The organism is Maribacter sp., assembly GCF_039974175.1.
Taxonomy (GTDB): Bacteria; Bacteroidota; Bacteroidia; order Flavobacteriales; family Flavobacteriaceae; genus Maribacter_C.
In genome coordinates this window covers 854494-867327 of record NZ_JBDWJN010000010.1, presented here as the reverse complement: position 1 = coordinate 867327, position 12834 = coordinate 854494, and the positions used below count along the sequence as shown (strand labels likewise).

General features: G+C 39.4%; 8 protein-coding genes. 1 reads left to right on the top strand and 7 read right to left on the bottom strand.

The window, feature by feature from the left end:
* Positions 1 to 23 precede the first annotated feature (23 nt).
* From ABJN95_RS12985 to ABJN95_RS12965, 5 genes are all read right to left on the bottom strand, one after another.
* On the bottom strand, positions 24 to 2117 hold the full coding sequence (locus tag ABJN95_RS12985) for a mucoidy inhibitor MuiA family protein (protein WP_348370838.1): 2094 nt from the start codon (positions 2115 to 2117) through the stop codon (positions 24 to 26).
* 159 nt (positions 2118 to 2276) lie between these two features.
* Entirely contained in the window at positions 2277 to 3521 is a 1245-nt protein-coding gene (locus tag ABJN95_RS12980) for a mechanosensitive ion channel domain-containing protein (RefSeq protein ID WP_348370837.1), read from the bottom strand.
* Between the two features lie 8 nt (positions 3522 to 3529).
* Positions 3530 to 3937: a DCC1-like thiol-disulfide oxidoreductase family protein gene (locus ABJN95_RS12975; protein ID WP_348370836.1), complete on the bottom strand. Its 408-nt coding sequence runs from the start codon at positions 3935 to 3937 to the stop codon at positions 3530 to 3532.
* A gap of 39 nt (positions 3938 to 3976) precedes the next feature.
* Positions 3977 to 5728 (bottom strand): hypothetical protein, encoded by a 1752-nt coding sequence (locus tag ABJN95_RS12970; RefSeq protein WP_348370835.1) that lies wholly within the window; start codon positions 5726 to 5728, stop codon positions 3977 to 3979.
* Positions 5725 to 7605, bottom strand: a complete 1881-nt coding sequence (locus ABJN95_RS12965) for a tetratricopeptide repeat protein (RefSeq protein WP_348370834.1) — start codon at positions 7603 to 7605, stop codon at positions 5725 to 5727. The genes ABJN95_RS12970 and ABJN95_RS12965 overlap by 4 nt, the downstream gene beginning before the upstream one ends.
* 312 nt (positions 7606 to 7917) lie before the next feature.
* Between ABJN95_RS12965 and ABJN95_RS12960 the strand changes: the two genes are divergently transcribed.
* Complete coding sequence (locus tag ABJN95_RS12960; RefSeq protein ID WP_348370833.1) at positions 7918 to 9513, top strand: thiol-activated cytolysin family protein; 1596 nt, start codon at positions 7918 to 7920, stop codon at positions 9511 to 9513.
* A 421-nt stretch (positions 9514 to 9934) separates the two neighbouring features.
* Here ABJN95_RS12960 and ABJN95_RS12955 read toward each other — a convergent pair whose 3' ends face one another.
* On the bottom strand, positions 9935 to 12106 hold the full coding sequence (locus ABJN95_RS12955; RefSeq protein WP_348370832.1) for a DNA mismatch repair protein MutS: 2172 nt from the start codon (positions 12104 to 12106) through the stop codon (positions 9935 to 9937).
* Positions 12107 to 12198: 92 nt separating this feature from the next.
* A complete protein-coding gene (locus tag ABJN95_RS12950; protein ID WP_348370831.1) occupies positions 12199 to 12624 on the bottom strand; it encodes a hypothetical protein in 426 nt (141 codons plus the stop codon).
* Positions 12625 to 12834 lie beyond the last annotated feature (210 nt).

The following is a 12834-nucleotide window of genomic DNA, read 5'->3' as shown; positions in this document are numbered from 1 at the left end:
TTGCGGTTTATCATTTTGCTTGTCTATATAGAAATTCGCTTGTATTTAGGATATTTCACTTGAAAGGAAAAACTTTCGGTCTTTGCCTCTTGTGGTGCTAGTTTTAGATTCCACGTTAAAAGGCCTTTTTTGTCTTCGTATTTGGCTGCATTCGTCTCAATATCGTCTACTTTGATATCCTTGTTTTGAGAAATGGGAATCCGGTCCATGAGCTTCATATCAATGGCTACCGCCTTATTGTTCTTAATTTCTAGATCATATATTCTATCTAAAATACGACTGCTACCGGTAAAAGATTTGCTTTTGAAATTCTTGTTTTGTTTTCTACTAACGGTAATGTTTTGATCTATCCCCAAAGAAATGGTCATTTCTTTCTTTGTCGTGTACGGATCAATAGTCGTCTTTCCGGCATAAGAACCCTTAAAGTAAACGCTGGCTTCTCCTGGTAATAAATTGTATTGCTCCCAATCATTGAAGGTGCTAGTTAAGAATACATTTTCATTTACGATAGGAGCCGCAAAATATTCATATTTCGCATCCAACTTGAAGCTGTTGATTTCTATAGCTGTAATATCTCCATCGGAAATAATAGAATATGGTTTTTTAATAACAAATTTGGTGGTAGTAACATCATCTTGGGCAAAGCTTTTCTTTGTTGTAATAACGACAACGCCATTCGCCCCTTGACTACCGTAAAGTGCTGTGGCATTTGAACTTTTTAAGACTTCGACAGATTGAATTTCATCCATATCTATATCACCCTCAACAAAGTTTTCAGAAATCACTCCATCAATAATATATAAGGGAGGTTGAGGGGGAGGATTGTATGATTTACCTCTAAAAGAAGAATTCCCTCTTATTTGAACGCCTGCGGCCCTACCTTGTAAAAGCTGTTCCGCTGAAACCGAGCTTACGGCACCCGTATACACTTTCTTACGGCTAGAACCATACCCAACAACCACAACTTCTTCTAGGGCCTGAGCGTCTTCATCCAATCGAATATTCATTACTGATGAATAAATTGGAAGTTCTGAATTATGAAAACCTAAGTATGAAACTACCAATTCCTTACCGCTTTGAACCTCAAGTGAAAAGTGACCATCAAAATCGGTTTGTGTGCCATTTGAAGTACCCTTTACCAAAACATTCGCGCCCGGTAATGGAAGTCCTGATTCATCCAACACAGTTCCTGTAATCGCTCTAACCGTTGGGTTGTAAACATACTTCTTTTTCTTGGTAGCATTGGCATTTCTATTCTGGTACCCATTGGTGAAGTTGAGGTATTTCGCGCCCAAGTTGGGTTTGGCAATATTTAAGTTAGGATTTCCGGTGGATAATATAATTGAAACATCATTCCAGTCATTGCCTGTTTTCTGGTACACATGTGCTTTATAATTTAGTGATAAAGGGGTATTGATATCGGAAGATTTGATATCGTAATTAGGAATCCAACCCGCATCTTGAACCTGGTAGGAGACCTTTAAGTTGAGCTTACTAGCAATTGGGGCGTCAAATTTTATATTGATTTCGCCATGTTCCTTTTCTGGCGAATTATTTAGTTCTGCTAACTGCTTTTGCAGGGTTCTTGTCTCATCATTGAGCGTTTTGATTTCTAAATTTGATCTAAATATAGCATTCTTTATAGCGGTAATGCGTTCACGGTAGTAGGTGCTGATTTCTTTTACCTTTTCAAGACTCAAAGCCTGTGTTCGAGCACTGACAGTGCGATTGGCATAGATGACCTGTTCCTCTTCCTCAAGTCCTGCAATGCTATTTTTTAACAAGGCAATTTCCGAGGCAATAGCCTCTAGCCGATCCTCTAAAGGCAAGGTCACCACTTTATCTTCGATAACAGGCATATAATTAATATCGTATGACATTGACAAAATAGAAACGGCCTGAAGGCCTGAAATCTGAATGCTACTTTCATCGATTTTAGTTGAAAGGCCACTTAAGGTAATTTCGGAGGCTCCAGGTGGTAAGCTGCATTCTGCTACTCTGGTAATGTTTGCGCCATTTAAATAAACGGTTACCTCCTTAATTTTAGAAGGAATTTTTTCGTCATTCCCAAAAATCAAAAACGGACATAAAACAAGAAATACAATTAGATTTTTCATAGTGGTTGTTGTTTAAAGTTTCGATAAACTTAATGACCACTAAACCATGCTACAACCTTAAATAGGGGAGGTGAAGGTTTTGATTAGGGAAATGCCCTGTTGAGTTAGCAAGTCTGATTAACAAGCGGGTAGCTACCGGCACCTTTAACCTTATAAAAACTAGCTTGATTTAAACGTACTACTGGGTAATTCAAAGATTTCTAGATCAAAAAAGGAGACTGCTGCTAGTAGATGATCAAAGATATCGGCCATTATGTATTCGTAGTTTTGCCAGCGTTTGTCACTACTAAAGGCATAGATTTCAATCGGTAGGCCTTGAGGTGTTGGTGCTAACTGCCGCACCATAATGGTCATGCCTTTATTGATACCAGAGTGTTGATTGATATAGGCGTCTGTGTATTTTCTAAAAACCCCTATGTTTGTTAGATTCCTACCGTTAATCAACAACGACTTATCTATTTGATTTTCGACATTATACTGCTCAATGTCGCTGCCTCTCTTTTCAAGGTAGTACCTAAGCAACTGAATTTTCTGCAGTGATTGCACATCTTCTTTGTTTAAAAAGCGTATGCTCTCTTGTTTGATAATAAGCGCCCGCTTGATTCTTCTTCCACCCGAACCCGTCATGCCACGCCAATTCTTGAACGAATCGGAAATCAAGGCATAGGTAGGGATGGTGGTTATGGTCTTATCGAAATTCTGAACTTTAACGGTTGCCAAATTGATTTCTGTGACGTCACCATCTGCTCCGTATTTATCAAAGGTGATCCAATCACCAATACGCACCATATCATTAATTGATACCTGAATACTGGCTACAAATCCCATGATGGTATCGCGAAAAACAAGGATGATTACAGCCGATGCGGTTCCTAAAGCAGTAAGGAACTTCCATAGTTCAATTCCTGTTATTATCGAAAAAGCAAAGAAAAGTCCGAATGCCCAGGCGAAAATCATAAAGACCTGTATATAACTGTCTATGGGTTTGTCTTTTAAGTTGGCTAAGGTTTTTAGGAAATCTTTTATGGTATGAAGTAGGCTTCTAACGATCCATAAAAAGAGGAAAATACCCAACACTTCGATGGCCTTAGACAGAATAGATTCCGCCGCTGGAAAATCTCTAAAGACCAGAGGTATGGCTTTAAATAGCAATACCAAAGGAATAATATGCGCAATATTCCTTGGAGCGCGGTTTTTGACCAGAAAGTCATCAAAATGCGTCTTGGAGTTTACAGAAAGACGGGCGAACAAACCAATCAACAATTTTCTAAGTATAAAATCTATTAAAAGTAGTATGGTAAGTACACCGATCAGTAAAATGGCCATATTAATATAAGCCGCCCATTCTACTGAAAGTCCGGATTCAATTAGGTAATCGTAGATTTTGTGTGATATTTGATTCATATATAAAGCTAGTCTAAGAATTTAGCCTTCAATGCTGCGGTAGGAATCATACACTGATCCTTTTTTCCGAACCAGGCATAGCGATATCGAGCGATTAAATCGTATATGATATTGCGTAAACTGCTGGGAATCAAATACAATGCCTTTGAAACGGTGCGATACCCTTTAATATGTCGCCCGATCTGCAAAGCGGCATCTGATTTGATATAGTAAGCCACTCTAGGCTCGATCAAAACAACAGAATCTATCTTTGAGGTATTCATATTTCGCTCCGAAACGAGTTGCTGACCAATTTCACTTTGCAGGGAAGCATAGCGGAAGACATCATTTACATCGCGTTTGATTATAAATTGCACAAAACCGTTGCAAAGATTGCAAACACCGTCGAAAAGAATAATTTTCTTGTTTTGTTTCACATTGCAAAGATACGGTAGAGACTAAGGAACACCTAAAGTTTATAAGGTATTTAAGAAACTTGTGAGGTCAATATCTTTATCAATTCCCAACTTCTTTTTAAGACGATATTTCGACTTCAAAATACTATCAGGTAAAACATTTAGGGTTGCCGCAATCTCTTTGGTAGTCAAGTTCATACGCAAAAAGGCCGCTAGACGTATTTCCTTTTCAGAAATATCTGCGTAAAGTGTCTTTAACTTTTGGTCAAAATCATTGTGCACATCTGCGAAGTAGGTTTTAAAGACCTCCCAGTCTTTGTCCGAGGCATTTTCCTTTTTCAAAAGCATCGCGATACGCCTGAATTCGGCTTTGAAAAGATCGGGAGATCTTTTAATATTTTCCAAATTCTCTTTCAGTTCTTGAATAAAGGTGTTCTTTTGAACGAGATGCAGGGTTTGACTGGTCAGTTCCTTCTTTTTATGTTCGATTTCTTGTTTGTAGATTTCATCCTGTTTTTCTCTAGCAATACGGTTCTTTTTGATGCGTTGTCGGAAGCCAAACACCGATAGACCAAATAAGGCTAGGGCAGAGGCCATACCCCCTGCATAGAGTCCTTTTTGGAGCTTATTAGCCCGTGCTTTTTCATTCAGCGTATTGATTTCTTCCTCTTGCAAAGCGATTTCTGCTTCTTTTTTTTCCGTTTGGTACTTAACTTCTAATTCGTTGATCTTTTCAATCTTTTCCTTTTGAAAAATGGAATCATACTTCGCGAAATGAATTTCGCGATACTTGTAAGCATTGCTAAAGTCTCTCATGGCCGCATAGGCATTGGCGATATTTAAATAATCTCCTACATTTCGGGTGTTTGTGCCGGTTTTTTGTGAAATAGTGTTGGCTTCCAGAAAATAATCGAGTGCTTGGCGAAACTTTTTTTCCTGCATTGCTACCTTCCCAAGATTTCGGGTAGTCAGCCCCCTCATTTGCTCAATACCATGTTTTATATTGAGTTTATTGGCCTCTAAATAAAAATGTTTGGCCTTTATAAGGCTATCTTGAGCTCGATAAAGCGAACCAATCGAATTCGTGACTCTGGCTATATTTCGGTAATCTTCCTGTTCTTTACAGTACGATCTTACCAGTGTGTAATAGTTTAGCGATTTTTCGTATTCTTTTTGATCCTTGAAATTTCCCGCAAGGTTCATCCTTACTAAATTGAGCCCACGTTCAATATTATTTTCAAAACAAATTTTTTCGGCTTTCAGATAGTATTCTGTTGAAAGCTCATTATTTCCCAATTCATGCTCCAACACACCAATATTTACCAAAGAAGCAACGATATCACTTGGTGAAAGGTTTAATTCTTCCTTAATTTTTAAGGATTTTAAATGTATCACCTTAGCTGATTCTAATTCACCAAGGTATTTAAGTACAATTCCTTGGTTATTATACATTCTACTCAATGGAATTTTTAAATTCAAACTGTCATATATTGTAATAGATTTATTATAGGACTTCTTTGCTTCCCTATAATTGGATTTATAGTAATGATATAACCCTTCAGCCTTGTATGCTAAGCCCAAGAACTCTTTGTGTTTGGTTTTTTTACTTTCCGTCAAAAGGTGAGTTAGGTAGGTTCGTGATGAATCAGGGGTATTGCGCACATACGAAGAAAATAGGTTATAAAGAGTTCGGAGTCGATTCGTGTCCTTTTGAATTGTCAAAACTCGTTTAAGACTATCCTTCGTGTTAATTTGTTGTCCGTAAGAAGCTGACATAGTAGCTAGCGCAATTACCAGTAGTATTTTCTTCATAAAGCATTTAAAAATTGGTTCAAATCGGTTTCTTTATCGAGATTGAGTTTCTTTTTTAAGCGGTATTTGGACTTCAAAATGCTATCAGGTAAAACATTTAGTGTTGCCGCAATCTCTTTGGTAGTCAGGTTCATACGCAAAAAGGCTGCTAGACGTATTTCTTTTTCAGAAATATCTGCGTAAAGCGTCTTTAACTTTTGATCAAAATCATTGTGTACATCGGCGAAATAGGTCTTAAAGACCTCCCAGTCTTTGTCAGAGGCATTTTCCTTTTTTAGCAGCATTACTATCCGCCGAAACTCGGTCTTGAAAAGCTCTGGAGATTTTTTGATATTCTCCAAATTTTCCATCAGTTCTTGGATAAAGGTGTTTTTTTGAACGAGATGCAGGGTTTGGCTGGCGAGTTCTTTCTTCTTGTGCTCAATTTCCTGTTTGTAGATTTCATCTTGCTTTTCTCTAGCAATGCGGTTCTTTTTGATTCGTTGTCGAAACCCAAAGAACAATAGCCCTGAAACCGTTACAAACGTGAACATACCTCCAGCATAGAGTCCTTTGGTTAGTTTATCGACCTTTGCTTTTGCATTGAGGGTGTTGATTTCTTCTTCTTGAAGTGCGATTGCTGATTCTTTTTTTTCGGTCTCATAGGCCGTCTGCAATTCGCTGATTTGTTTGGCATTTTCAGCTGAAAACAAACTATCTTTAATAGCTTGCGCCTTTCTTAAGTCGGCCAAGGCGTACCCAGGAGTTCCTTTTTTCTCAAAATTAAAGGCCCTGTAGTCTAAAGCGTTCAACAATTCGTTTCTAATTTCTCCCGTAACAGCAACTTGAATGGCCTCGTTCAAGTATTTTTCTGCTAGAACAAAATCTTCTTTGTAGGTGTATGCATTGCCTAAATGGTATAAAAATATCACTTCATTTATATCCGAAATCTCTTCTCTATCTGCGCTTAAGCAGCGATTGAGATTCTCAATTGCCAAATCGTATTGGCTTAAATTCTTATAGGCTATCCCAATATTACCAAGTGAAATAATTGAAACAGATTTGTTATTACTCAACTCCGCAATTTCGAAGGCTTTTTTATGAAATTCAATTGCCTTGTTCTCATCTTCTAGGTCTGAATGTACCGAGCCAATATCGGTATAGGTAGATGCAGCATAAACGTAATCGTCAATTTCTAGGTAGGTGCTCAATGCAGATTCAAAATAGTCTAATGCCTGTTCAAGATTGCCTTGCCTTGTATTCAATTTGCCAATGTTTCTAAGAATATCGGCCTTCCTATACGGTTCACGATCAATGGTGTCTAAAATCTTCAATGCCCTTCTATACCCCTGCATAGCCTTTAAATAATCGCCCTTATCATAATAATGAGCAGCGGAATTATTTATGGAAACACCGTAGTTTAGATAATCGCCTTTATCTAAATATAATTGTGCCACAGAATCCATCAATTGTATTGCTTCGCTGTATTCCCCGCGGTGTCCTTGCACCAGAGAAAGATTAGAAAGTGCTTTGATCACCCCTACTTTTTTATTTTTTTCTTTGGCGACTTCCAATGTTTTATTCAATTGATAGTAAGCGGAGTCCATTTTTTCAATAGAGTAGTAGTAGTACCCCATGTTCAAATGTCCAAGAATAATCCCCTCATCATAGTTTGCTATTTTGGAAATGTTTAAAAGTTCTCTGATATAGCCTGCGGCTACCTCGGTATCATTATAAATATAAGTGTCAATAAGACTTTCCAATAATGGCACCCGAAGTTCAATTTTCCCAGCAGCCTGATATAGTGAAAGTAAACTATCAACCTTTTGCTGATTCTGACCCCAAACTATGGTGTTACCTATGAGTATAAAAAAAATGAAGCATCGCAGTAGTGGCATGTGGTGTTGGTTTTAGTCAATCTCAAGATAGTAATAATTGTGAAGCCCTTAAAGGAACCCATACCAGCAAAAAAACCGCTTGTCCATGATTTGTCCAGACCATATCAAATGGTAAAGAGACAAAATATATTTTCAAACCATTGATTGTCAACATTTTAAATATATTTCAGGTATATAGCTGAAAGTCTTGGTCCATGTCCATAAACCACTAAAAACAGTTTGGCTGTCCATACTTTGTCCATGCTCAAAATTAGTGTCTGCCTGTTTTCTAGGCTAGGTTTGGAGTGTTGAATCTATTAAACCAAAGAAATTATGAAAACAAAACAACTGAGTTTACAAAAGATTTTTTGTTTGTTACTACTAGGCGCGATCACCCTGTCTTTTTCCGGGTGTACCAAAGAAGGGCCTGAACTTGTGCCTGACCCTATAGCTAATCCAGAACCAGAGCCAGAACCAGAGCCAGAACCAGAGCCCGAAGAGAATGCTGATTTGGCAGCGATCAATTCGTTAATTGCTGGCTTGTCCTACAGTCCTGAAGATGTTTTGAATGTACAGGGTAATACAGGCACAGAAGTAACTCCAAGAAATTCATCAACCGATATTAGTAAAGGATCTGTTACCGAATGCAGAGATACAGACTATGATATTAAATCAAATTTTGAAAGCGTAGTGATGTTCGACCCGACCTTGGGTGTCGTTTATCCTGGGGCGCTCATAATGGCAAACCGACAATTGTATGAAGGAGCTCCTTTACCACTACAAATTTCTAGGGCGCCTACCAAACTACGCGTTGAATTGCCCGGTATTGGTGAGGGTGGTAATACGACCATTGCTGACCCGAACTATCAAAATACGCAAGCGGGTGTCGATGAAGTTTTGGAATATTGGAATTCTGATATTCAACCACAAGGTTATGAAATAGATGCGGAATACAAATCAAAAACCACCACAGCCTACACCAAAGAGCAAATGAGCCTTGATTTGGGCGTAAGTGCAGAATGGTCAAAAGGTTCGTTTGAAGCACAATTTGACTATAGCAAGACCACTGAAAAAAGGGTGGCCACCCGATTGTTTCGGCAGGTGTTTTATAGTGTAATTATGGAATCTCCAGAAAGCCCTGGGGCCGTCTTTGGTAGCGATGTCAGTTTGGCTACGGTACAATCAGCTATATCTAGCGATGCTCCCCCTGCCTATGTCAGTTCAGTACAATACGGTCGGATCATCATGGTACGGATGGAAACTACGGATACGGAAACTGAAGTAAACCTTGAAGCAGCCTTGGACTATAAAACTGCCAAAGTTGATGTCGCTGGTGAAATTGATGTCAATTTCGAAAAAGTAATTAAAGAATCGACGATAAGCATTGTGGCCATCGGCGGAAATGCAGAAATTGCCACCAAGGTCGTTACCGGAAGTGAGGTAGAAGAAGGAAAAGGTGGACTATGGGAAGCCATTGACGAAGGGGCGCTATACAGCAGGAGTAATCCCGGCGCACCAATTGGTTATACGGTCAAGTATTTAAAGGATAACCAAATTGCTAAAATGGGAGACAATACGAAATACACTTTAAAGACTTGTGATCCTAGTTTTCCATACGAACATAACAGCATTTATGCCAAAAGAACCGCAAACAATAGTTTTCGATATCGCTTTTCCTATTTTGAGCAAAATGATGATGTACAGAAATATTCAGCTTGGAAGAAACTTGATGATAAAAACGTCGACTACTCTTTGAGCCCTAAGGATGGCTCGTACAATGTGAAAGTGCAATTTGAGGTTTGGGACCTTGTTTGGAAAACACTGGGCGAATTCGACCTAGATTATGTATCTAGCGAGGTATCGTATGAAGCCTATTGCGCCAAGCGGGTAGTGGGGCTGTGTACAAAAGTTGCGGTCAAAGAATTATGAGAAATTAGGATACAGTCGGCCGCTCAGGTTGGATTCAACAACCTGCGGTCGGTTGTTGTTTTATACGCAGCCGCCATAGTTACTTTCTCGCTGTGATAGCTACTTGTGGCATATTGATGGTATCTTTAAGAAGGAGAAAATGGTATCGAGAAGCTTTGATTTTCAAAAGCGTTCGCGATACCATTTTTAGTTTCAGGCAACGGAAGTATAAAGCACATGCACTAAAGCTGAGGTTGTGTTCAGGTATTCTAGGTGATGATGTTTCTTTTAGTTCATGGTGAGCCTAAGGCGACATAACCTTGCTAAATGCCACAATTGCGTACATTTTGACGCCTACAAAAGACGATTTTAAGGCAGTGTAGCTAGTCATTATCGTATACGATCAATTGTAAAGTATTGATAATCAAATGTCGTATAGCTCTTATTTCTTCTTTTCAACCAATTCGAGTTGGTCGACACTGACATTGGTGGTAAACATGCCATAATTCACTACGGCCTTGCCTTTTTCGAGCTTATCAATGCTACCCACGGCCTTACCATCGGTCATACGAACGCGATCTCCAAGCTTGAAAACTGGCCTTGGTTTATTTATTTCTTTTTGAACGGCTTTCTTCTTTTCGACCTTCTTTTTCTGTCTAATGACCTTGACTTCTTTTTGAACTTCTTGTGTAACTTTGGCCTTTTTGACACGTTCGGCTTTATCTTCTTTGGCCGATTTCTTTTTTCGCTTACTGTTTTCTGTCTCCACGATACGAATCAGCTCAGAAACCATGACCCGTTTCTTTTTGTCTTGAAAATAGCGGTTGGCCACCTTATCTACCTTATTTCCCAAATGCACCATGCGTTGGTCATGGTCGTATAATTCTTGGTAATTTTCAAGCTTTGATTTGATTTTGGCATTTAATTTCTCCAATCTTGCTGCTTCTTCTCTTGCTTTTGACTCTTCTTCTTGCAATCTAGAGCCAGTTTTAGCCATTTTGCTGCGTTCTTTTTGCATTTTGGCTATGGTGGCATCAAAACGCACTTTGCCGCGCTCTATCTTCTTCTTTGCCTTATTGATAAGTGAGTAGGGGATGCCGTTCTTTTGCGCCACCTCAAAAGTAAAGGAACTACCCGCTTCGCCCAGCACTAGTTGAAATGTTGGTTCAAGGGTTTTGCCGTCAAAGAGCATGTTCGCATTTGAAATATGTGGCAACTCATTGGCCAAGAGCTTTAGGTTGGCGTAATGCGTTGTTATTACGCCATAGGCCTCACGCTCATAAAACACTTCGAGAAAGCTCTCTGCAAGAGCCCCACCCAATTCTGGGTCGCTACCTGTACCGAATTCATCAATTAAGAAAAGTGTATCGGCATTGCACTTTCTTAAAAAAGAGTTCATGTTTTTGAGTCGATAACTGTACGTACTTAAATGATTTTCAATAGATTGATTGTCTCCAATATCAGTCAAAATCTTATCGAAGAAACAGACCGAACTCCGCTCGTGAACCGGAATCAACAATCCACTTTGCAACATCACTTGCAACAGGCCAATGGTCTTCAAGGTAATACTTTTGCCCCCCGCATTGGGGCCAGAAATGACGATGATGCGATTTTCATCGTGCAATTCTATGGTCTGTGGAAACGTTTTCTCGCCCCTGAGTTGGTTATCGAGATACAGTAGTGGGTGATAGGCCTCTCTTAAAAACAAGCGTCGGTCTGAATTTATTTTTGGTAGTAAGGCATTGGTTTCCGCCGCATATTTAGCTTTTGCAGCGGTTACATCAATTTGGGCAAGAAACTCCTGATAATCGGAAAGAACAGGTGCAAAAGGCCGTATAAGCGCCGTAAGCTGGTTTAAAATGCGTTGAATTTCTTCCTTTTCATCAAATTCCAAGTTGGTCAATTCACGACTATACTTTAGGGTCGCTTCGGGTTCAATATACACAATGCTTCCCGTTTTGGAATTCCCCATAACAGCGCCTTTCACTTTACGGCGGTACATCGACTTAACCGCCAAAACACGACGGTTTTCGTATACTGATTCTCGTATGTCATCTAAATAATCCGATTCTTTGTAGCGATTCAAAGCGGAGGCAAAACTTTGACTGATTTTCCCCTTTACCTGGTTCATTTGCCTTCGAATGTCAAACAGTTTGTCTGAAGCGCGGTCTTTTACTTCCCCAAAACGATCGATAATGCCATTAATTTCCTTGGGAATATCGGTGTTCAACTCAATGTCTTCGGAAGCCTCAAACAAGAGTGGGTAATACTCCTTAAATTTTTTGAAAAACTTTTTATGGGTAGCAATGGTAGTACAGATGCTTCCTATTTTTCGGAAGCTACCCACCTCCAATGTTGTGTTTTCGATCTTGAGCAGGCTGAGCTCGCTGTCAATGCGATCGAAGCCGTGATTAGGAATCCGATTTTCACTGACCAGCGAGGACAAATATTCCGAAGTCTGCCCCAAAACCAACAGTATGGTTTCTGCATTGGGTAAAGGCACAATTTCTAAAGCGCGCTCCTTGCCCAATTCGGTATTGCAACGTGCAGCGAGTTGTTGCAGTACCGTCGGAAATTCAAGGTCTTGAAGCGTTTTCGTATGAATATTTGCCATGTTCACTAAAAATGATGGCAAAGGTAGGTAATAGGAGTTAAATACAAGCGTGTAGCCTTGCGTTACCCAACTGGTCTATACATGAGTGCTACTCAATGGTCTCTTGGGTTTACTACGATGAGTTCTTCTTTTCTTGCTATGGGTTCCACAAGGGGTTGTATGTCATTTTTGATGCGAATATATTCTTGCCAACGATACGACTCCAGCACATCGGCCATGGCCATGGTCTCCTTGCTTGCCAACTGCTTTAGCAGTTCGTATCGTGCTTTTTCAGTCAAGGTATCATCTTTTTCAATTGCCTTGCGCTTTACTAGAAAACGGGCGACGGTTTGTTTAAATTCCATCGCCTGGTCTGAACCCATAACCAAACGCGGTTGATAGGCAGCGGTAATGTTTGTGGCTTCTTTGCGGATTTTGCCATCTATTTTAAGCGCATATAGCGTCTGTGCCTGGCTTATGCCGCTAAAACAAAAAAAAGAAATGATGTATAACCCGAAGGCAAATGATTTGGTCATCATAATGAGAATATTGTCGTTAAACTCAAGTTTGCAGTTGAAATTTAAAATAGTCATCGGTTTTTGTCAAGCTGCCAATTCTTAAAAAATACCTAAATGGTTTCGTTCTAAGTCTTTATATTTTAAGGTTTTTTCGACCAAATGCACCACTGTATACAATATATTCCCCCTAAATGGTGTTTTAGTCAGAACCTATATCCGCGATAACAAGAT

Bases quoted from the DNA above. Each gene is read 5' to 3' on its own strand.
- ABJN95_RS12950 (WP_348370831.1), bottom strand. From the start codon at position 12,624: ATGATGACCAAATCATTTGCCTTCGGGTTATACATCATTTCTTTTTTT.
- ABJN95_RS12965 (WP_348370834.1), bottom strand. From the start codon at position 7,605: ATGCCACTACTGCGATGCTTCATTTTTTTTATACTCATAGGTAACACC.
- ABJN95_RS12985 (WP_348370838.1), bottom strand. From the start codon at position 2,117: ATGAAAAATCTAATTGTATTTCTTGTTTTATGTCCGTTTTTGATTTTT.
- ABJN95_RS12980 (WP_348370837.1), bottom strand. From the start codon at position 3,521: ATGAATCAAATATCACACAAAATCTACGATTACCTAATTGAATCCGGA.
- ABJN95_RS12970 (WP_348370835.1), bottom strand. From the start codon at position 5,728: ATGAAGAAAATACTACTGGTAATTGCGCTAGCTACTATGTCAGCTTCT.
- ABJN95_RS12960 (WP_348370833.1), top strand. From the start codon at position 7,918: ATGAAAACAAAACAACTGAGTTTACAAAAGATTTTTTGTTTGTTACTA.
- ABJN95_RS12955 (WP_348370832.1), bottom strand. From the start codon at position 12,106: ATGGCAAATATTCATACGAAAACGCTTCAAGACCTTGAATTTCCGACG.